This is a genomic window from Massilibacteroides vaginae (assembly GCF_900178525.1).
Classification (GTDB): Bacteria; Bacteroidota; Bacteroidia; order Bacteroidales; family Tannerellaceae; genus Massilibacteroides; species Massilibacteroides vaginae.
On sequence record NZ_FXDJ01000008.1, the window covers coordinates 439,170 to 462,437 of the forward strand.

The 23,268-nt window shown below is 40.7% G+C and carries 15 protein-coding genes; 3 read left to right on the top strand and 12 right to left on the bottom strand.

Annotated elements, in window-relative coordinates:
• Position 1 precedes the first annotated feature (1 nt).
• The 11 genes from B9Y81_RS07190 to B9Y81_RS07240 all read right to left on the bottom strand — a co-directional run bounded on the left by B9Y81_RS07190 (position 2) and on the right by B9Y81_RS07240 (position 16,775).
• A complete protein-coding gene (locus B9Y81_RS07190) occupies positions 2-1,009 on the bottom strand; it encodes a dihydroxyacetone kinase subunit DhaK (RefSeq protein ID WP_085536308.1) in 1,008 nt (335 codons plus the stop codon).
• A 25-nt stretch (positions 1,010-1,034) separates the two neighbouring features.
• Positions 1,035-1,349, bottom strand: a complete 315-nt coding sequence (locus tag B9Y81_RS07195) for a hypothetical protein (RefSeq protein ID WP_085536565.1) — start codon at positions 1,347-1,349, stop codon at positions 1,035-1,037.
• A 26-nt stretch (positions 1,350-1,375) separates the two neighbouring features.
• Positions 1,376-3,838, bottom strand: coding sequence for a cytochrome c biogenesis protein CcsA (gene ccsA / locus B9Y81_RS07200; protein ID WP_085536566.1), 2,463 nt, complete (start codon positions 3,836-3,838; stop codon positions 1,376-1,378).
• A 70-nt stretch (positions 3,839-3,908) separates the two neighbouring features.
• Positions 3,909-7,907, bottom strand: coding sequence for an SUMF1/EgtB/PvdO family nonheme iron enzyme (locus B9Y81_RS07205; protein ID WP_085536309.1), 3,999 nt, complete (start codon positions 7,905-7,907; stop codon positions 3,909-3,911).
• A 44-nt stretch (positions 7,908-7,951) separates the two neighbouring features.
• Positions 7,952-8,665: a cupin domain-containing protein gene (locus B9Y81_RS07210; protein WP_085536310.1), complete on the bottom strand. Its 714-nt coding sequence runs from the start codon at positions 8,663-8,665 to the stop codon at positions 7,952-7,954.
• An 18-nt stretch (positions 8,666-8,683) separates the two neighbouring features.
• Positions 8,684-9,784: a chorismate transformation FkbO/Hyg5 family protein gene (locus B9Y81_RS07215; RefSeq protein WP_085536311.1), complete on the bottom strand. Its 1,101-nt coding sequence runs from the start codon at positions 9,782-9,784 to the stop codon at positions 8,684-8,686.
• 11 nt (positions 9,785-9,795) lie between these two features.
• Positions 9,796-11,568, bottom strand: a complete 1,773-nt coding sequence (locus B9Y81_RS07220) for a YVTN family beta-propeller repeat-containing protein (protein WP_085536312.1) — start codon at positions 11,566-11,568, stop codon at positions 9,796-9,798.
• A gap of 8 nt (positions 11,569-11,576) precedes the next feature.
• A complete protein-coding gene (locus tag B9Y81_RS07225) occupies positions 11,577-12,377 on the bottom strand; it encodes an IclR family transcriptional regulator (protein ID WP_085536567.1) in 801 nt (266 codons plus the stop codon).
• A 229-nt stretch (positions 12,378-12,606) separates the two neighbouring features.
• Positions 12,607-13,305, bottom strand: coding sequence for a tRNA (adenosine(37)-N6)-threonylcarbamoyltransferase complex dimerization subunit type 1 TsaB (tsaB, locus tag B9Y81_RS07230; RefSeq protein ID WP_085536313.1), 699 nt, complete (start codon positions 13,303-13,305; stop codon positions 12,607-12,609).
• A 350-nt stretch (positions 13,306-13,655) separates the two neighbouring features.
• The gene (gene priA, locus B9Y81_RS07235; RefSeq protein WP_085536314.1) at positions 13,656-16,121 is read right to left on the bottom strand and encodes a replication restart helicase PriA; all 2,466 of its coding nucleotides are present in this window, start codon (positions 16,119-16,121) and stop codon (positions 13,656-13,658) included.
• A gap of 81 nt (positions 16,122-16,202) precedes the next feature.
• Complete coding sequence (locus B9Y81_RS07240; RefSeq protein ID WP_085536315.1) at positions 16,203-16,775, bottom strand: porin family protein; 573 nt, start codon at positions 16,773-16,775, stop codon at positions 16,203-16,205.
• A 176-nt stretch (positions 16,776-16,951) separates the two neighbouring features.
• Here B9Y81_RS07240 and B9Y81_RS07245 point away from each other — a divergent pair, with 176 nt between their 5' ends.
• Positions 16,952-17,608 (top strand): carbonic anhydrase family protein, encoded by a 657-nt coding sequence (locus B9Y81_RS07245; RefSeq protein WP_085536316.1) that lies wholly within the window; start codon positions 16,952-16,954, stop codon positions 17,606-17,608.
• A gap of 57 nt (positions 17,609-17,665) precedes the next feature.
• Here B9Y81_RS07245 and B9Y81_RS07250 read toward each other — a convergent pair whose 3' ends face one another.
• Entirely contained in the window at positions 17,666-19,969 is a 2,304-nt protein-coding gene (locus B9Y81_RS07250; RefSeq protein WP_085536568.1) for a GH92 family glycosyl hydrolase, read from the bottom strand.
• Positions 19,970-20,084: 115 nt separating this feature from the next.
• On the opposite strand from B9Y81_RS07250, the gene B9Y81_RS07255 reads away from it, so the two are divergent.
• Positions 20,085-21,971, top strand: coding sequence for an ABC-F family ATP-binding cassette domain-containing protein (locus B9Y81_RS07255; protein WP_085536317.1), 1,887 nt, complete (start codon positions 20,085-20,087; stop codon positions 21,969-21,971).
• A 13-nt stretch (positions 21,972-21,984) separates the two neighbouring features.
• The gene (locus B9Y81_RS07260; protein ID WP_085536318.1) at positions 21,985-23,157 is read left to right on the top strand and encodes an MFS transporter; all 1,173 of its coding nucleotides are present in this window, start codon (positions 21,985-21,987) and stop codon (positions 23,155-23,157) included.
• The last annotated feature ends 111 nt before the right edge of the window (positions 23,158-23,268 follow it).

Below are 23,268 nucleotides of genomic sequence, written 5' to 3' on the forward strand. Positions count from 1 at the left end.
TTTATTTACCAATAGTTGTCCAATAAGGTGCGTTTGCCGCTTTATTATTCAGATAGTCAATATGATCGTCGTCCAAAAGCGCGATAATCATTTGAAAACCTGCCTGTTCTTGCACAGTCAGAATTTCCGCAATTCGCGAAGAAACAACTTGCAGACCGCGTGACTCTAATTCTTTATATGCTTTACGGAACACAATATTTAATTCCATCTGTGTAGTAGCTCCTACCCCATTGATAACTAACATTGCTTTTTGTCCGGCTTTAGGTTTCAATTGTTGACATAACAGATCTACCATTTCCGCAGCTGTTTCGTCTGCCGACACAAGCGCTTTGCGTCCGCCGCCGCCTTCACCGTGTTGCCCCATACCAATTTCCATAATTCCATCAGGCAGATCACTGATTATAGCGTTATTTTGCGGATGCGTACATGAACGCATAGCAACAGCCAAAGTAGCCACATTTGCCGTATAACGTTGACCAATCTCCAACAGTTCGTCTAACGATTTTCCTTCATCTGCCGCCGCTCCTAAGATTTTGTATAATGGCACACAACCGGCCAATCCGCGACGATCATTAATCGGTGCGTCTATTCCGGCACTGATATCATCATGCGTAAGCAATTGTTTAACTTTAATTCCGGCACGTTCAGCCAACTGGCAAGCCATATTCGCACTCATCACATCGCCTGAATGATTCAATACAACCAACAGAATTCCGGCTTCACGTTTCATTAGCTGAAGAGCCTGAAACAAACGTTGAGCTCCCGGTGCTGCAAAAACATCTCCTACAACAGAACAGTCCAACATGCCGTCTCCTACAAATCCGCTCAATGCCGGTTCGTGACCCGAACCTCCTAATGTTACTATAGCTACCTTATCTTCAGATTTAGGATTAGCTCTGACAACGATATTTTCACCGCCTAAGGCAACCTGATCTTTATAGGCTAACGTGTATCCTTCCAATAGTTCAGCCGTAAGATTTTCAGGGCTATTTATAAATTTTGTTTTCATGTTTATAAATTCGTTTTTAATCGTTTTACTTTATTTCCATCAATTCAATTGCCAAGCCTTCTTCTTCAATAAATGCGATGGTGAGGTGTTCATCACAAACAGCCGGACCAAAAATAACATTCGCATCTTTCAAAGCAGTTTCCAAACAAGGAACAGTATAAGCGATATGCCCATTTTCCTGTACAAGCGGAGGCATACAACTACCGGCTTCGAACTTCAAATACTCAATTTTATTTGGACTCTTCGAATAATCGGTTAACCAAACGCTCAAACCTTCATTAAAAACAGCACCTTCTTTTTTTTCTGTAGTGATAATACCTACATGATTAAAAGTTCTCATGATAAAAAGATTTATAGTTAATAATATTATTGAATAAATTTCTTCTTTTCCTTTGGCCACTTTTGCCATCCATTCCAGGAAAAGCCTGCCAGTAATAAAATAATACCCAATGCGATATATAGATAAATAAATATCCCTCCTAATGCGTCATTGGCTCCGTAGGAATGCATTCCACTAAGAAAATAATTTACGCCGAAGAACGTCATCAGCACGGATGAGATGGCAATAGTTGAAGTAAAATTAAACAACCAATAGTTTTGACATTTCTTTATATGGCGTAAATGGGTTACGATAACATAAATTACAACCGTAATCAGTGCCCAGGTTTCTTTCGGGTCCCATCCCCAATAACGCCCCCAGGATTCATTTGCCCATATAGCCCCCAGAAATGTACCGATCGTCATAAGGGCAATACCTACATGCAATGACATTTCATTGATCAGACTTAATTCTTTCACCCGGGCAATCAATAAGTCTTCTTTTTTCACCCGACCGCAGCACATAAGTGAAAGGTTGGTTAATCCTATCAAACAGCTGATTCCAAAGAATCCGTAAGCAGCAACAATTACAGCCACGTGAAACATCAACCAAGGAGATTTTAACACCGGCACTAAAGGATTTATCTGCGGGTCCATCCAGTTCAGTCCGGAGACAAACAGGATAATTCCACTGAACAAAGTAGCCAATGCAAAGGTCATCGTGCTTTTACGAAGAAAGAACAGCCCTCCTGTTATTGTAGCCCAGGAAACATAAACCATTGTTTCGTACGAGTTACTCCAAGGAGCATATCCGGCAATATACCAGCGCATTCCCATTCCCGTCATCTGAAACAGGTACACACCAATTACGGCTGCAGCAAGCAACCATTTTGCCCACACCATCCATCTTCGTGTTTCAAACAAAGACAAAAACGCTAAGACAAGAGACATTCCGCCTAATAGCAGGTAAAAAATCTTACAATAGCGGAATATGTCCAGTTTATTATATTTCAATTCGGCTTCAATTTTCTTAGTATCAATAGCTATTGATTTATTCTTCGCGTTTTGATACGTCGTTATCATACCCAAAACCTCATCTGCTTTATTCCAATCACGGCTTTGAAGAGCATTCTGAACTTCACCCAGATACCATTCCATTATACGGGATACAAACATTGAATCCTGACCACTAAAATCGGACAAGTCATCACCCGGAGCATACCATTTATGATTAGGATCATCCTCTTTAGGGAAGAGGTTTAACATTTGGTGGTTAAAAAGTTGATGTAAGATGTTTATTTGTTCATCCAGTTTCATCACGTCCTTATCAAAGCTATTGCGTTCGGACGGCATTTTATGGTAAGCCTCTTCTAACCTTTCCTGCAATTTATACTGTCCGTTGCTATCAAAAACTTCAATATAAGCACACGACTTTGGGGATGAAAAAGCATAATAATCCGCCAGCTCTTTGTTTTTATGCACAATAAGGGGAATACGCATCCACATATCGGGCATAGCTAATACGCTTAACAGGAACTGATCAGAAGTAAGGTTTTCGTACGTATTTTCTTTATGTAATTTCCTTATAATTTCGGAAGAGAATGTATTAACAGGAATCATTCGTCCATTAACAGCCTGTATTGGCAGAGCACCAAACTTTGCAGCATGTTCAGGACTGATTGTATATTTTAAAACAGCATCCGTCATGGAAGCTGCATCATTTTGCGCGTTTAACTGAAAAGTGGAAGTTAAAAGAAGAAGCAACCCAAGTGTTGTCTTCACCGAACTTCTTAAATTATTTAACTGACGCCCCAATTGTCTGAATCGGGAATTACGTCCTATAAAACTCAATATAAAACCGACAAATAACAAACCATATCCAAAATAGGTTATCCTTCGTCCGGAAACATCCTGGTTTACAGATAAGACCGTTCCCATTTCATCTTTATCATACGAAGCTTGAAATAAGCGATAACCTTTAATATCAATCACATTATTCATAAACACACGGTCTTTCCTTTGCTGACCGTCCACATGAATTATCAAATCACTTTCAAAAGAAGAAGGACTTGCCGAGCCCGGATAACGGGTAAGAGTAAATTTCACCAACTCCACAGCAAAAGGTAATGTTTTATACTTCGTGCCTTCCGAAGTATGGATAACCATCCGATCTTCACGTGCACCCTCACGAATATGAAGCACACCCTCTTTTCCAAATAAATGAGTAACTAAGGCTCCCCCAAGGATAATAATAAAAGCAATATGAATAAGCAAAAAACCCCATTTCTTCTTTTTCAGCAATTGATGCTCTATCACCTCGTAAATAAAGTTCACAATCAGCAAGAACTGTAACATGATAAATACAGGAGAAAAATAAATCATCGCTTTAGCTGCGGCAGTACCGTGATACTTTTCAATAAATGTGGCCAAGGCCAAACCAAAAGCGTAAACGATTAATAAGACGATAGTCGTCACGTAAGAAGAAAGGATACTTTCTATTTTTGCTTTCATTTGCATTCGTGTTTAGTTATAATTGTTTTCGTGGCAACAAAAACTTTGCCACGAAAACAATTAGTCCCTGTTAATCTTCAATTATAACTCTGAAACCTACGTTGTGCACGCGTTGCCACGGGTAATATGCCTTACGGGCATAAGCAGTAGCAAATTTCGGGCGTTCAATATACGAACCTCCTCGCACAACTTTGTATTCTGAAGAAGATTTAACTTTTTCCGAATACGGATAAGCATTATAATCAGATTTTGTCCACTCCGCAATATTACCATGCATGCTGAACAATCCGAACGGATTGGCAGAATAAACCTTCGAGTCAGTCTGAATCATATGTCCATCATTAACTCCTTCAGCTTTTGGCAAAAAGCTATAGTAAGGATACCAAAAAGCTGTTTTAGCCATTGGCTGCGGGTCAATTCCACTTACTGCCATATTATTCAGTTGCTCGTCTGCCAGATTTTCATACGAACCGAAATCACTATTCATATCTCCGAACCAGAAATCTTTATCACTTCCAGCACGACAAGCCCATTCCCATTGAGCTTCCGTAGGCAGCGTAATCGACAATCCGGTTTTATCACTTAGTTGCTTACAGAAAGACATCGCATCTTCGTAGCTTACACGGATAACCGGCTGTTCCGGCAGATTAGCATCATATCCCGGACGAGTATGATCTTTCCAATGCTGATCAACATAACGGCTGTCATGTTTCGGGAATATAACATTATATTGTGCATTTGTAATTTCAATTTCAGCCATCCAGAAAGATTTATCAATCTTTGCTTTTGCTGTAGGAGCATTATCTTTAGCACCTTGATAACTACCCATCACAAATTCGCCGGCAGGTATACGAACAAACGTTATGTTCAATCCCGGAGCAATTTCAACCACTTTGCGTTTTTCCGTTTCTTTAGCCAGCATTGTTTTAATGGCTTCACCATCAAAAGGCCATCCCTTCACCTTAATGTTCTTTTCCTTAACGGGAGCAGCCTTCGGAGGCATAACGGGCGTAATTGCTCCTTGGGCTTCCAGATAAGAAGCATAATCGGCAATTTCTTTTTTCCAATCTACACCGGTTCCACAAGCATATTTGTCAGTTAATTCTTTACGACGTTCAATCTGGTCAAACCCTTTGTAAGGGAATCCGTCATAAGCAGTCGCTTCAAAGTAACCTTTGTCCGGCGCGTTATAGTCAATCCAGTTATACAACACTTTCCATTCATCATCTGTCAAAGAAACATTGTGGTGTCCGGTTTTAAGTATACGGATCAATTCACTTGTATTTGCATGATACTCGTAAGGTTGAAGCACTATAATGTCTGCTTCAGGTCCCTGACGATGCACGTAAGGATGCAAATTTAAATAAGACGTACCATATCCGCGTTTATCTTTTTTTCCGCCACGCAAGTCAAAAGCTTTTCCTTCACCGGTATGACAAGCAATACATGCCCGATCAAGAACAGGTTGAACTTCCAGATCAAATGTGAAAGAACGAACACCGCCTTTAGGTTTTTCTAATTGCATCGGAGCCTTCTGAGACGCGATTACACGTTTAGGAATAACGATCTTATTCTGATCCTCATGACAACCCACACAAGACACAACCTCACCGGGCATTCCGGTAAACCAGCTGCGCATCCATTGAAGAGCCGCCCCATCTTTATCTAAAGGTTGAATGGAAATCGGAGTATTTGCCGGTATTTTAAAAATAACCGAACCATCCTCTTCCACAGGAACAGTACCCAATAAGCGTTTGATATCCCATCCACTCTGGATACCTTGCGCGTAATGGTCTGACGATGTTTTCAGATAAGCATACTCATACCCATGAATACGCAAAGACTTCACCGTACCACGAGGTATATCACGTAAACCTTCTCCTTCATAAATATCCTGAATAAAAATAGTTGCTTCTTTATCATCCAATTTAACCCGATCCGGGATAGCAGGAGGAGTCGCTGTTTTGCGAAGAAGAATCGGACTAATAAAACCCTCGCCCTCTGTCTTAGCCAAGCAGGTCACATTATCAAATACGTCAACCAGATAAAGCCCCCATAAGTCTTGCGGATCCAGTTTAGCAGCCACAAGGAAATACTTATCATTTAATGGCGTTGGTTTAATAAACTGAGGCCATACCCCATCTACTAACTCGTCTTTGATTTCCGGAATAATTTCACGATTGCGATACGGTATCTCTTGTAGCATACCTTCAATGCCGGTACGTGCTTTCGTTGGGTCGAACAAAATAATTCGTCCTGAACGAGCCACCCCGTGGTGTCCGGAAATAATTCCGACAAAAGCAGAAGAATGCCCCGGCAAAGGTTGAATATCAAATGTACTGTTCGGGAACATAGAACCACTTCCAAACAAAGCTTTATTCTCCGTTCCATCCGGATTCATGTGCATTACGATGCGTGAAAAATAGTGTGTAAGGTCGGTATATTCCCAACGCGTATACATCACCCGCCCGTTGTGCATAATAACAGGATTCCAGTTTGCATCCTGATCGAACGTCAGACGACGCATGTTTTTTGTTTCCGGAGCGTATAACACCATATTTCCAACCGGATCATCTCCGCTTACGCAGGGAACTCCCTGGTAGCCAATGTTAGAATTGGCAATAACACGTCCGTCCGGAAGATAAGTTCCATCATAGAATTCAAGGTCAGGTTCGGTAGTTTCCACCATGGGTCTGAATCCTGATCCATCCGTTTTTACTTCGAAAACATTCCAACGCTTATCCGGCATCAAAGAGGTAAACATCAAACGATCGCCATTCCAATGCAATTTCAAATCAGCAATAGAAGCTGTTCCTTCCGGCTTAAAAACCGATTTTAATTGAATATCCCCTCTTAAGTTTGACAATTCCACGATTTCAGCATCAAAACCTTCACGGCGAGTAGATTGCTGATTACTCCAGTTATTAGCCTGTGTTCCCAAAGCAGGAGCCATTGAATTACGGGCTTGAGTTCCTAATTTAAACCGGGTAGCAACTATCTTTCCATCGTTCAGGAAAGGATTGGCAAATAAAATCGCTTTCTTGTTTGCTATCGCCTTTTCCGCATTTGCGAGGGCAGTCTCATTCGCCGAATAAATACCGGAGAAACCAGCCTTCACTAATCCTTCCAGTTCATTCATCAACGGTTGATATTTGGCCGTTTCAAAGCCTTTCATCCCTTTCATATCTTCGAAAGCCAGACGAACGGCTTCCATATTCAGCCAATCCAGTTCAGCCTGAATATCAGAAACCCGTTTTGCAACTTCAAATAACTGTAAATACGCACGGATTTGTTTATCCACATCTTTCTCCGCATCAATACGCTTAATCTCATTATCAAAATAAGATTTATCCTTCAAACGTCCGGATATTACCTGAATAGCATCACGTTCGGCAGAAGCATCTGAGGCAGCAAGCCAATTCTCCAACTCTCCGAAATTAGCACCAAGGGCACCAATTTGATCCGGATATGCGGCAAATAGCTTTGCAACCGTTTCTTTCGGATAAACGTTAAGCACACGGAAATAAACACTTCCTACTTTAGATTGATCACAAATACCGGCTTCAGCTTCAAATCGCACATAGTTCTTGTCCAATGAATAGACAATTGCACCATTGGCATGACTTACGATACCATGTTCATACTTTTTCCCTTTTACCTGAATCGGATTACCATACAAATCGGAATTCTTACGAATCCCCCCTGAACCGGTATGCGAATAGGCAGGTGTAAGATCGTCTAACCAAACGAAAGTTCCATCGGCTTTGAACAGACGGGCATTAGCCCATACACCCCAATCCCAATCCGTTCCATCCGGTCCGCCGGAAGTAACAAGAACCAGTTTGTCTTGCCCTGTCAGGTTAGCAGATACCGGCACGGCTGTTTGCTGTGCCTTAATCCACTCGGTTTCTACAGGCATTCCTGCCTCATTTAATACTTTTCTAAGTTCTTTTTTTTCCTTTATCACCTGATCTATCCATGTTTCCGTCGTTTTTTTCTTTTGAGCGACAACCGTGGTAAATAAAGACAAAGGAATCAAAAGTGTAAGTAAAAATAAACTCTTTTTCATGCTATTACATTTCGTAATAAGTAAGTTAACAACTCATCGCAGAATTACAGAGAGGCTTTACTATTGGTAAAGCGAAGCCCGGCATTGTCATGATAGCTTGCCCACTCATCTACGATAGCTCCTTCCGGACCGGCCATCATGAAATGAAATGTTTCAGATTTTTTCAGGTGGAGTACTTCTCCCACATTTTGAACCACGAAATTTTTACTTTGGATCGGACCGTGAGTTGCTGAAATTGCAGGAGGATTTGGAGTTTCGTCTCCTATTACTGAAAAGTTATAAACCCATCCGTGATTCACCATCCATGATTCGAACTTTGCAGGAAACTCAGTTTTTACGTGAGCATGCTCAGGAATCATCTGACCCGGCAACAAGTAGATAGCGTGAGCAAAGTAACTGTGTTCCATATCGTTCACCCAAAAGATACCACCCATACCTACATTTTCAAAATCGCCGAGGCCAAAGTCTGTCACCCACATATCTTTTGCCATTAACTCGGTAAATGGCACACCATAAAACGCAAACATATCTTTGAAAGCATTCATTGCTGCTTCCTGATTAAACTGGCCGTCTTTATAAAAGTCGGCATTTGTAAATTTCTTTGAATAAGCCATATCTTCTTTTTTTATACGATTAGTATTTGCAGTTTCATTTGCGCAACAAGCATCTTCGTTTGCAGTTTGTTTATTGCCGCAAGAGCCAAGCGTCACGATACACAACGCGATAAGTAGTAATTTCACACTTTGTTTTGTTTTCATAAGTTATCTATTTATTATTCAATTATCTTTAACAGCAACTCCTTCTATTTCGATCAATAATTCATCCCGGCAAACATCAGCACACATATAAGATACCGGCAGATCGGGATACATATTTCTCAATAAGCTCTCCGTCACAGAGAAATCTTCCTTATATTTAAGGTATACGCGCAACATCAGCAGTTTTGCAACACCTGTCAGTTCAGCGATATTTTCCATCGTGATGTGTAGTTGTTTCACTACGCCAACATTTTCAAGACTTTCTTCACCGCGGATTGCAGCTGTTCCTGAAACATAAATTAATTCCTTTCCCGAAATAGTTAAGCTTTTGGCACGTTCAAACTTCGGTGTTTCTTTTTTATCCGAAGCTTTCTTTAATACCTCTTCGGAATAAGCATGTGCTGCAACCTGCAACTTATTATCTATCGGTTTAATTTTATCTTCCGGTTTATGGAGGAGTACTGCGTCAAAATCAATTAAAACGCCTCCCAGATTAGCGCCTATCCCGGTAGCTGCCGGATACCCTAACGGCCAGTTTGTTTTCTTATAAAATACAGCACGGGCATTATTGAACGACTGATAGTGTTGGTTGTGTCCGTCAAAAGCCGTGATTTGCTCGATATAGTTCCATTGGCGAACTATGCTATTAATCGGGAACCCTTCTTTCTCCAACAATTCGTTTACTAACTTAAGCACTTCAACCGATTGTTGTTCCACGCCTGATCCGGCTACATCTCCCTGAAATCCTCCGGCATATAAAAAACGACCGGTTTCGTTTTCAATAATAACGTATGAAAGATCATTATGAATACCATATATAATACGATCTTCTTTGTTGGCTTGATAGCTATGTACCTCAACTAAAAGCGGTGCGTTAAGCGGAGGCTGCGAAACATAGCTCAAAGCAGGTTTGTTGACTCCAAATTTCTGATCAATCTTTTCACACAGAACCGAACGTCGTTTCAGGTACTCTTCGTTATTTGCCGGTGTTCCAAAAAACGCCAGCCTTACAATTGTTTCGTCCGAAGGTAACTGCGCCAACAAATGGTCTACCATTGTCGGAAAGTCATCCTTTACGGTGGTCAGTAAATTATATTTTATATTGTTACAATAACTCATTTATACTTTGTTTACAACGAATTTACATACTCAACAAGCGATTCTATTTCTTTTTTGGAAACCTTCTTGTCTATTCCATGTTTATGCACTTCAAATACTTCTTCCATTGTTGCCGCTCTGCCGTCAAACAAATAAGGAGCCGTACGCCATACTTCTATCAGTGTTGGTGTGTCCCATCCTTTTTCAAACTCAACATCATCTCCAATACGGTGCATTTTCATATCGGTGTAATACGGGCCACTGTGGCACTCGTTACATTTTAATTTTTCGAAAACTTTCCGTCCTTCTTTGGCTTTCTCAGACAGTTCTCCGTTTACCAGATAAGGACTCGGCACAGGCCGAAGCGCTTTTAAATATTCATCCACAAACGTTGCGCTCTCTTCATCAATCTGGAAAAATTGAATAAATTGGAACCCCGTTCTTACCGCCCGGTAAGAAGACTCACGTATACCCGAAATCATAGCCGGAGGGGTTACATGACTATACAGAAGACTCTTACAGTTCTTTGAATTACCAACTCCGTCATTCATCAAGTCCCAGTTCATGGCATCCATACGACCATCACCGGGATGACAACCGTTACAACTTTGCCATCCTTGAAAACATTTTGTCGCATCATTGAATATCCTCTCCCCTTTATGTGTCATCGCCTCTGTTCTTCCGGGATTAATATCAACTGCAGACATCACATTGGTTTTTACATCCAGGTAGTTCAGCATATCCGCGAAATAAGTAGTCACAATCAGATTGTCATTTGTCAGAACCATATTTCTCGGACCATTTCCTTCTACCGGAATACGCTCTCTCAGTCCATAAAGAAACTGTAAGTCATAGTTCAGATTCTCTTTTTCCGGATAAGCTTCAAATTTACGAATCATCGCCTTATGATCTATTACACTTACTTCATGCGTTCCGGAATGTGAAATATAAAGATGATCCTCGTTACATGCGATACTCCAGATGCCTGCGGCTCCCTTCTCCGCCTCGTCTACCAATATTGCGCCCAAATATTCTTTAGCAGTAACATCAATTACACTAAACGCGCTGGTATTCATCCAGCCTTGTTGCAATTGCGAAGTAGGCACCGTGAAACGTCCTAAATTATGTGATACATAAATATATTTTCCATCCGGAGTAATACAGATGTCGCGCAACGCGTTACTTCCATTTGCTAACGCTATATCTTTTACCTTTTTAAAGGTTTTCATTTCGATCACGGAAACACAGGATGAAACCACATCTAAATCGGCACGTTGAGCCGGGAGATAATTCGCTACAAATAGATATTGACCATCAGGACTAAACACTTTCGCCTTCGGTTCGCGCAAAACGTTTACCGTACGTACTACTTTTCCTTGCGCCGGATCTATTTCTTCAATTGTATTTTGAAATTGATTGCTTACATAAACCTTTTTTCCATCGGGAGAAAGCAACGGAAAGCCGGTACCCGATCCTGTCGGAATAGATACCTCAACCTTGCCTGTTTCTAAATGCAAAACGTGCAGTCGCCCCATCGTTTCGAAAGTAGTAACGTAAGCTTTGTTTCCATCTACTGCTATTCCTGTCGGTATATCATTCAGCAGATAAGAATGAATCAACGTTTTCCCATCAGAAGACAAAACGTCTACACTCTTTTTCCCTTTTTGCGTTAACAATAACTTTCCGTCGGATGTCGGTTTTATATCCGTTGTGAATAAAGGTGATTGTTGTGCAACAACCTGACTTAAACTGCCAACCAGACATATAGCGATAAAAAATTTCTTTACTATGTTTTTCTGTATCATGATTATTGTTAAGCTTTTCTGTATCCTAATTCTGTCGATATCAATCGAGCAATATCCTTAATATGTCCTGCTGAAGTACGTATCGCGTCCGGTGTCAGCCTGTCTTTAGGACCGGATATCCAGATTGCGCCTGCCGGATAACCCGTATAATTAAACAATGGCGCTCCAATACAAATTACACCACTCAGCTCCTCCTCGTTATCCAAGGCGTATCCTCGTTGCCTCACCTTTTCTAATTCCTGAAGATATGCCTCTTCTGATGTAATTGTTCTGGAATTGTAACGTGTAAATTTCATATAAGAAATATACCTGTTTCTCACTATATTGGGAAGATAGGCCATAATAGCCTTGCCGGGTGCCGAACAATGTAATTCGAACGACTTGCCGGGAGACAGAAAGAAACGAAATGTATGATTTCCCAACGCCTGCTCAATAAAAATACCCTTTTCTTCACCCAATAAGCCAAAACAAGCTGTTTCTTTTACCTTATCTCTTAATTCTTGCAAACGAGGCAACACGATTTCCAGCAGATTGTGTTCATCAAGTGAACGAAAACCCAGCGTAAGTAGTTTCCGGGAAATACGATAACGTTTAGTATCTTCGTTATAAACGAGATATTCTAAACGTACAAGTGTATTTAAAATACGATATGCTGTGGTTTGAGAAATACTCAATTCAGTTTTAATGTTCTGAAGTGTTTCTCCACCTTTCTTTAACGATAAATATTCCAGCACGGCAATTCCTTTTTCCAGATTGGGTACCTTATAATTATCCTCGTTTTTTTCCATATTCGGAATAGCGTTTTCCATATTTGAAATAAACATTCGTATTTGAATCTAATATAACAGACCAAATGAAACAACTGCTATACAATGTGTAAATTTTCATTAAACATGCCGAACAGCATATTTAAGCCTGCAATCTCCTTCATAACAGATCACAACTTCAGTGTTTTGTAATAAGAATCGGCGTAAATCAACTACGGCAAAGATTTGCAAAACACCCTCAGGCTGCACTATACGAACTTACAAAAAAATGTCAAGAATTCCCCAACACTTTATTCTTAGCGATAGTTGCCTGAAATTCTTTTAAATAAAAAGGTTCAAAATAAGCGGCATTTTCAGATTGCCCATTCTTGTACGCTTCATCAGCCAATTCAGCCATATCCTTTGCTAAAGGTACAATATCGTTCAGAAAAACAACACGAGGAGAAGAAACAAAGCGCTTGCACTTTTCTGATCCATCACCAAAAATATACAAATTACTTTCTAAAGGAAAATCACTCAAGAAACCCTCCTCAATTATCTCGGCCTTTGTTTCACGAATTTCCAATCCTCTACTATCAAACATAGCAGCATAAACCTCCATCCTGCGCGCGTCCAGCATCGGATAATACACACCATCCCTGTCTTTTTGTTGCTTAATCACGGCATGCGCCATAATCTTCAACGTAGGAATACTGATTATCGGAAGAGAATGACCAAAACAAATCCCTTTTGCCAAGGAAACACCAATTCGCAATCCGGTATAAGAACCCGGACCACTACTTACCGCAACCGCATCCGGCACACACCCTCTTGATTTAGCTTCGGCCAAAGCCTTTTCCACAAAAGTTCCAAGCAGAACCGCATGAGACGGTCCCTCAAAAGACTCCTCATTAAACACCGTCACCCCATCAATCGACAAAGCCGCCGAACACACACGAGTAGATGTTTCTATACTTAAAATACACGCCATATATACATTATTAATAACGAATACAAAAGTACAATTTTAATTACAACAAAAGAGGAGCATACAAAATAGAAACCAAATAAAGAACACACAAAATTAACAATTCAAATTCACCACGAAAAAGCATGGCTTTTTAAAACATACTTTATGTTTAAAAAAATAACCTTTATATTTCTCGAAATAACCTTTATTTCTAAAAAAATAACCTTTATGTTTTCAGAAACCCTATACAACTGATAATCAACAAAATACAAACAGAGCCATTTTAACACAATTCCCTATCATTTTAACTTAAAAAAATAGCGGTTGAAAGATTACCTACCTCTTCTTATATGGTTGCTGCACGAATGAATTTACATGGGGTCTACGTCGTAGTGGAAGATGATTTGTCGGAAAGAAGGGATTGATTGCATTTCTGAATATACTTTTTCTAATAATTCGCGGGTGCCGACTATGGATGCGTTAATTTCGATCTTTAGTACAATATTTCTTACGTATAGGGTTTGTATACGGGTTACAACAGGGGTAACCGGTCCTAAAACCCGGTCTCCGAATTTTGTTCGTAGTTTGTCTGCATATATTGTCGATGTTTCTCTTAATGCTGTTTCATTTCTACTACGCAGCACAAGTGTTATTAATCGATAGTAAGGTGGGTATTTAAACATGTTTCGCTCACCTAATTGCAAGGTTGCCATTTCTTTATAGGCCGAACGCATAACCATCCTGATCAATGGATGTTCCGGCTGGGAGGTTTGCAGCACAACTGTACCCGGTGTATCCCGTCTTCCTGCTCGTCCGCTAACTTGCGCCATCAGTTGATAGGCTCTTTCATGAGCCCGAAAGTCCGGAAAGTTCATCAAACCATCCGCATTAAGAATACCAACAACACTAACATTGGCAAAATCCAAGCCTTTGGATAACATCTGAGTGCCTATTAACAGCTGAGTTTTTCCCTGATCAAAATCAGCTAATATGCGTTCGTATGCAGTTCGTGTTCGTGCCGTGTCGAAATCTAATCTGTCGGTTTTCGCAGATGGAAAAATCGAGGCTATTTCTTCTTCTACTTTTTCTGTTCCGAATCCCATCATTCGTATGTCCGTACTTTTACATTCGGGGCATTCTTGCAGTTGTTTAATCGAATAACCACAATAATGGCAAACTAATCGTTCTTGTCGTTTATGGTATGTCAAGCTCACATCGCAGTTCAAACAGTGGGGCACATAACCACACTCCTTACATTCTACCATTGGTGCAAAACCTCTCCTGTTCTGGAACAGAATCACTTGTTCTTTTTTTTCCAGCGCATAACTGATTTTATCTATCAACAAAGGAGAAAACAATGCGTCTCTTTTCATTTTCTTCTTCCTTTTGAGTTCCTTAAGATCAACCGGAATGATTTCAGGGGGCTGTGTATCTGCAAATCGAGTATTCAGTTCTACAAGTCCATATTTTGAAGTTAATGCATTATAATAGGAATCAATCGACGGAGTAGCAGAAGCCAGAAGTGTCTTTGCTCCATGCATATTGGCCAATACAATAGCGGCGTTGCGGGCATTATATCGAGGGGCCGGATCTTGTTGCTTGTATGAGTTTTCGTGTTCTTCATCCACTATGATCAAGCCTAAATCTTTGAAGGGCAGGAAAAGAGATGAGCGTACACCTAAAATCAGCATCGGTTCGTTTCCATATAAAAGTTTATTCCATACTTCTACCCGTTCATTATCTGAAAATCGGGAATGATACACTAATAAACGATCTCCGAAATGGGCGGCTAACCGCTCTGTGATTTGTGTTGTTATTGCTATTTCTGGCAATAGATAAAGCACTTGTCTCCCCATGTTCAACACCTCATCGATCAGATGGATGTGTATTTCTGTTTTTCCACTGGAAGTTGCACCATAAAGCAAGCAAACATCTTTTGTTTCGAAAGTTTCACGAATTCTGTTGCAGGCTTCGAATTGTGCCGGCGTTAGTTTTTTAGGAGGCGTTAACCGGCAGACGGGTATTTGCAAGCGTCCGATTTCTTTTTCGTAGCTTTCAAGTATTCCTTTTTTCAATAGCTCATTGAGTACAGTGGTAGTTGTACCGGCACGCTCTAACAATTCTTTTTTTGATAGTTCTTTTGCTTTCGATGGGTTCAGCGCATGACTAAGTTCCAAATAAGTGATCAGTACTTCTTCTTGTTTTTTGGCACGTTTCAGATCACTGAAGACTTGTTGCAATTTTACTTCACTTCTGAAAGGTTCAGCTAAACGAATAAAGGGCTGCATTTTCGGTACAAAGCCGCGTTTCAAAGCCTCATTTACCTCAACAGCTCCGTAAGATAACAGCGATGAAATAGCCGGCAGCACATTGCGCAATCCGGTTCGTTTTTCTAAATCAGAAACTGTCAGCTTCTCTCCCACTTTAAAAGCATCCAGCACTTTCCCCTCGCTTGGTTTGAGCGGTTGCTCTGCTTCAAAATCCTCATTCAGTGTGATAATCGTTTCACTCTCTAATTTTAATCCGGAGGGTAAAGCCGCTTTATAAACATCTCCCAGTTTGCATAGGTAATAAGACGAGATCCATTCCCAGAATTTCAGTTGCGGTCTGCGCAACACGGGTACAGTATCTAATAAGCTATGAATCGATTTGATTTCGTAAGCGGTATTCGGACAACGATGATGTGTATGAATCACAATAGCGGTATAAAAACGCTTCTTCCCAAAATGCACAATCACACGACAGCCCGGCACAATTGATTTTTCCAAATCATCGGGCACCCGGTACGTATAACTATTCTCTAAAGAGAGCGGGAGTACTACATCGGCATACATCATCTTTTCTTTGCTTTTTCAGGTCAAAAGTAACAAAAAAAGGCCGGACTTCTTTGGTCCGACCTTTCATCTGTTTTATTAATATCAAAACAGAATAGCAGCGGTAATAGCCCAGCCTCTGTTCTTGCCATCGCCTGTTCTTTCTGTTCCCTCATAACTTTTTATTAAACCTAAGTCATAATTCACACCTACTTGAAGATGCTTTACAATCTCAACCCCGGCTCCGAAATTTAATCCTGTGCCAAAGCCTTTTGTTTTAATTTGCTCATCCAACACATTCCAAATTTTATCTCCGCCAATACGAAACGAAGCATAGGGACCTGCAGTTAAGAAACCTTTTAAAACAGGAAGACCAAACTTCCATTTCAAATTAACAGGTATCTCTAAATAATCTGTTTTATGACTTTCCGATTTAAAATCTACACCTTTTTGCGAATACAAAACAGCGGCATCCATTCCAATGCCTAACAAAGGAACTGTAAAGTCCACCATAGGACCGATCTGAAATCCGGTAAGGTTATCCGCATCTATAACGTCTTTACTAAAATGTGCTTTAGAAATATTCAAACCTCCTTTTACGCCAAACGCTAATTGAGCCGTTGCCGTAAGCGTACTTAATAGCAACATAGTAAAAATAACACCTAAATTCTTTTTCATACCTTTTCCTTATTTGTTTATAAATAATAACAGTGCAAATAAACTGAAAGTTCTTTAGATAACAAACTAACAAATTCGTTTTTCCTTTAACACTAAAGAAAAATTATGATTTGCATAAAAAAACTCAAAACAATAATTCCCGTTAAAATGTTTTTTTTAAAAATATAGTATAAGTTATGGAACACTTTCCCAAAAAAGATATTCTCTCAGGTAATGTTTTAACAGCAGAAGAACAAGCGAAATTAACACCCGAAACAGTTTTAGAAATATTAGAAAAAGGCAATCAGGATTTTGTGAAAGGTCATCTCACCGTACGTAATAACTCTCAGCGCGTAAGAGACGCTTCTTTAGGTCAATACCCCATGGCCGTGGTGCTTTCGTGTCTTGATTCACGTGTTCCTGTAGAAGACGTCTTCCAACGTGGTATTGGCGATCTTTTTGTAGCGCGTGTAGCTGGAAACATTGTAAACGATGATATTTTAGGCAGTCTGGAATTGGCTTGCAAAGTATCCGGAGCTAAACTGATCGTGGTGCTCGGACATGAGTATTGCAGTGCTATAAAATCGGCAATAGACAACCTTGACATGGGAAATATAACCACATTATTGACCAAGATCAAACCTGCAGTAGCTTTAGCCGAAAAGGATTTTCAAGGAGAAACAACTTCTAAAAATGAGCTGTTTATGGAAAAGGTTTGTTTATGCAACGTTGAGCTTACCATCAAAGAAATAATCAACAAAAGTTCTATACTGAAAGAAATGAAACAACAAGGAGAAATTAATATTGTAGGAGGTATTTACGATATGAAAAAGGGGGCTGTTTCATTTTTTTAAGTTATGTCCTTTACTGAACATGTTTTTCAGTAAAGGACATAAACTCAAAATACTGTTTTACTGAATCGTCTGCGGACGATCTTCTTTAGCTACACCGAATGTTGCCGATGGAGTATCTCCCATTTCAAACACCAACTCACCGCCTGCGGCAATGTTTGCATATTCGATATATGATTTTGTATAAGGCTGTCCATTTAATGTTACCTGTTGGATATATTTATTGTCAGCGCTATTGTTAGTTGCTTTTACCGTAAACGTTTTGCCTGAACCTACATGCACAACCGCTTCGTTCACCAACGGACTACCAAACACATATACTCCTCCGGCTGGAGCAACCTGATAAAACCCGAGTGCAGATAAAACATACCAGGCCGACATTTGACCTACATCTTCATTTCCACATAATCCGGCAGGAGCATCGTGATATAGCGTAGTCATGGTTTCACGCACTTTATCAGCCGTTTTCCAAGGCTGACCTACATACGAATAGAGATACAATACGTGGTGGCTTGGTTCGTTACCGTGCGCATACTGACCTATTAGTCCGCTAATATCCGGCGAAGCCTCATCACCCATATCCCCTGCCACAATAAATAGCGAGTCGAGTTTTTCAACAAACTTATCTTCGCTACCGAACAAGTCTATCAATCCCTGTACATTCTGAGGCACCAACCAAGTGTATTGCCATGCGTTTCCTTCTGTATAGTCATTAACACGGTGTACGGATTTAAATGGGTCAAGCGGTTCCGGTCTGAATTTCCCTTTGGAGTCAATACCTCTTACGAAATTGATACTTTTATCAAAATAATACGAGAAAGAATTACTTCTTTTCAGGAAATAGTTGTAATCATCCGTAGCTCCTCTTTCTTTAGCAACCTGGGCAAGCGCCCAATCAGCAAGGGCGTATTCCATTCCTTTGGCTACAGATTCGTTTTCAAGATCAAAAGGCACATAACCTAATTTTTTATAGTGATCAAGTCCTCTATCATCCAGCATGGCAGACGTTTTCATTGCTTCGAAAGCCAGGTCTTTATCAAAACCGGAAAAACCTTTCAGGTAAGCATCCGCTACTACAGGAATACCCGGATTACCAACCATACAGTCTGTTTCATTAGCCATAAGGTGCCATACGGGAAGTTTTCCTTGTTGTTTATAGATATTCAACATCGTGTTGATGATATCCGGCATCTTTTCGGGATGAATAATCGTCATCAACGGATGTGCAGCGCGGTAGGTATCCCAAAGTGAGAATGTGGTATAATTCTTAAAGCCTTCATTCGCATAGACTGTTTTATCAGAACCCCGGTAGCTTCCATCCACATCACAGAAAACGGAAGGAGCTGTCATTGTGTGATACAAAGCAGTATAAAATGTACGCATAACAGATGCTTCATTCGTAGTTACCTGCACTTTATTCAATTCTTCATTCCATGCTTTATCTGCATCAACAATTACCTGTTCGAAATCCCATCCCGGAAGTTCCGCGGTAAGGTTAGCTTTAGCACCAGCGACACTCACCGGAGAAACAGCTACTTTGGCATATACTTCTTTCGCTTTATCCGCAGCGGCAAACTGCGCCACACCATAAGCCCGACGGGTAGTAATGTTATTACCTTCCTGAATAGCTGTTGTGTCGGAAACCGAAAATGCTTGAATCGGTTCGGAGAAAACAGCCGTAAAATAAATACGTTGATCGTTAGCCCATCCTTTTGAGAAACGATATCCGGAAATAACCGAATCATTTTCCTGAATCAAGTGCCCTTCAACAGGACTGTCCCAACCAATACCGGCAGCCAGATCGATTACCAATTTAGGATCGGCAGCGGATGCAGCCTGATAGGTGTATTTATGGAAACCAACACGTTTGGTAGCAGTCAGTTCCACATCCACATCATAACGATCCAGATGTACGGCATAATAGCCCGGCTTAACCGTTTCTGTTTCTCTTCTGAAAAGGGAATACAAACCGGTTGTTTGATCTCCATGAACTCCCCGTTGTAAGTTAGGTTCACCTGTCAATGGCATAAAAACAATATCACCCAGATCGCCGATACCCGTTCCACTCAGGTGGGTATGGGCGAATCCCATAATTGTAGAATCTGAAATATGATAGCCCGAACACCAGTCCCAACCTTGGGTAATATTAGATGGGCCTAATTGAACAGCACCAAAAGGTACATTTGCCCCTACAAATACATGTCCGTGATCTCCTGTTCCGATATACGGATCAACATACTGTGTAAGATTGGGCGAAGTTTGAGAGGTTGTTTCTTGCTTGCAGGAAGTTAAAACACCAAAAATCAAACCGGAACACAAACTTACGCTCACCATTCCGGTGATAGTTTTTTTCGTTAATTTCATATGAATAAGTAATCTTTTAAAATAAGAATAGTCTTTATACAAAAGCATTGATACAACAAAGATATAGATTTTATCAGGGTATAAATACGTACCTTTGTAAAAAATTAAATACAGCATGGTTAGTTATTTGCAAATAGATGGCCTTACGAAGAGCTTTGGCGATCTCGTTCTTTTTGAAAATATATCCTTTGGAATAGCTCAAGGACAGAAAACCGGATTAATCGCAAAAAACGGAGCGGGAAAAACTACGCTACTCAATATAATAGCAGGAAAAGAAGGTTATGACGAAGGTAATGTTGTATTTCGAAATGATTTGCGCGTAGGGTATTTAGAACAAACACCCGTATTCCCTGAAAACATAAACGTGCTTCAGGCTTGTTTTCACTCCGAAAATGAAACAGTACGCCTGATTGCTGAATATGAAGAGGCCATGAGTAGTGGCAATCACGATAATCTGGAAGATATTCTTCAACGGATGGAACACGAGAAAGCATGGGACTACGAACGTAAAGCCAAACAAATTCTATCCCAATTAAAGATAGCTGATTTCGACCAACCGATAAGCCAACTTTCGGGAGGCCAACTAAAGCGGGTTGCTCTGGCAAATGTATTGATCACCGAACCGGAGCTGATCATATTAGATGAACCTACCAACCACCTTGATCTCGAAATGACCGAATGGCTGGAAGATTATCTGAGCCGACAGTCTATCAGTATATTAATGGTAACGCACGACCGTTATTTCTTAGACCGTGTATGCAATGAGATCATGGAAATCGACCGGAAACAGGTTTTTCAATACAAAGGAAATTACAACTATTTTCTCGAAAAGAAAGAGGAACGGATGGCAACGCTGAATACCGAAACAGACCGTGCCTCTAACCTACTCCGTAAAGAGTTAGACTGGATGCGCCGTCAGCCTCAGGCTCGTGGCACTAAAGCAAAATATCGTATCGACGCCTTTTATGAACTCGAAAAGAAAGCCAAACAGCAACGGGACGAAGGCAATGTAAACCTGAAAGTCAAAGCCGCATACATTGGCACTAAAATATTCGAAGCATCACATGTTTCTAAACGTTTCGGCGATTTAAAAATCGTTGAAGATTTTAATTACATATTTGCCCGCTATGAGAAAATGGGTATAGTTGGCAATAACGGTACAGGCAAATCTACGTTTATAAAGATGTTGCTTGGCGAGGTAGCACCCGATAGCGGCAGCTTTGATGTTGGCGAAACAGTTCGGTTTGGCTATTACAGCCAGGACGGACTGCAATTTGACGAGCAGATGAAAGTTATCGATGTAGTACAAGATATTGCGGAATATGTTGACCTTGGCGACGGCACAAAATTAGGGGTAAGCCAATTCCTGAACTACTTTATGTTCGAGCCGGAAAAGCAACACAGCTATGTATACAAACTAAGCGGTGGTGAAAAACGCAGATTGTATCTGTGTACCGTATTAATGCGCAACCCCAATTTTCTGGTTCTTGACGAGCCTACCAATGATTTAGATATCGTTACACTGAATGTTTTAGAGGAATATCTTAAAAACTTTAAAGGATGCGCTATCGTGATATCTCACGACCGCTACTTTATGGATAAAGTGGTAGATCATTTATTGGTATTCCGTGGTCAGGCAGACATCAAAGACTTTCCGGGCAACTATACACAGTACAGGGAGTGGAAAGAAGCGGAAGAGCAACTTAAAAAAGAAGAGGAAGCCCGTTTAGCTAAAAGTCAAACACAAACGGAGAAACCTCAGAAAAAAAACGAAGACAAGCTTCAAAAGAAGAAACTCTCTTTCAATGAGCGGCGCGAATTTGAAAGTCTGGAATCGGAAATAGCGAAACTGGAAGAGGAAAAAACAATGCTTGAGTCTGAAATGAGCAGTGGACTGTTGGGAAATGAGGAGTTAATAAAAAAATCAGATCGAATAGCAAAAGTAATAGACGAGTTAGACGAAAAAACAATGCGGTGGCTTGAATTAAGCGAACTCGCGTAAAAACAGAAGATATATGGCTGAAAGCAAACCAAAATTGTGGAACAGAAATTTTGTTCAGTGTTGTACTTCCTACTTCCTGATGAACTTTGCGTTTTATATGCTTATGCCTACAATTCCGGTCTACTTAGTGGAAGAATTAGGCATCGAACCGTCTCAGGTGGGAATGGCACTGTCCAGCTATACACTCGGGTTAATGCTGATACGTCCGTTTTCCGGTTATTTAGTTGACTGTTTATCCAGAAAACCGCTTTACTTCTTTGCCTTTCTTGCGTTTGCCTCTATGTTTGCCGGTTACCTGTTCGCCACGTCTATTCTTGCCGTAATGCTCGTTCGCTTTATTCAAGGGAGTTTTATGGGACTAACCTCTGTAGCCGGCAATACAATAGCGATTGATGTGATACCTTCGAAAAGGCGTGGTGAGGGTATGGGTTTTTACGGGCTCACGATCAATCTTGCCATGTCTTTATCTCCTTTGGTTGCGGTAGCCCTGTATGACAAATCCGGTTTCCATCCGGTTGTTCTAACAGGCATGGCAATCGCCTATATCGGGGTTATCTCCGTTTCACTTATCCGCTACCCCAAACGCAAAACAATAAACCGCCCTCCGCTTTCATTAGACCGATTTGTATTGGTAAAAGCCTTGTGGGCCGGTCTTTCTTATATGCTTTGTGCAGTACCCTACGGAATGATTATTTCTTTTGTCGTTTTGTACGGAAAAGAGATCAATATTGCTAACCCGGGCTATTTTTTCATCTTTATGGCTATCGGTGTAGGTACGGCAAGACTTATTTCCGGCAAATTAGTAGACCGGGGTAAAATTCATATCGTATCGGTTTCAGCACTCCTGTTTTTAACGCTCTCGTTTGCGCTATTTGCTTTGCTGCATACAGAAACAGCCTATTTTGCCTGCGCCTTGTCCATAGGGGTTGGCTTCGGTATTAGTGTGCCGGCCTTTCAGATGCTTTTCGTAAATGTAGCCCCTCACAATATGCGTGGAACGGCCACCTCCACCTACCTCACTTCCTTTGACCTGGGTGTAGGCATCGGCATGCTGAGCGCCGGCTTTATTTCATCACGCTACAATTTGGCAGCCGCCTACCTTATCGGATCATTATCCTGCTTTCTTTCTTTGCTTGTTTACCTGCTTTTCGCCAAACCGGCTTACGAAAGAGACCGGATTCATTAATTTCCTTCCGATACGCTTCTTCTCCACATAGTAATAAACCTTCTTTTCTTTAGGTTTAAATTTTCCGCATAAAGTATATTTTCCTTTTTCTATATCTGTGGAAAAAGCTTT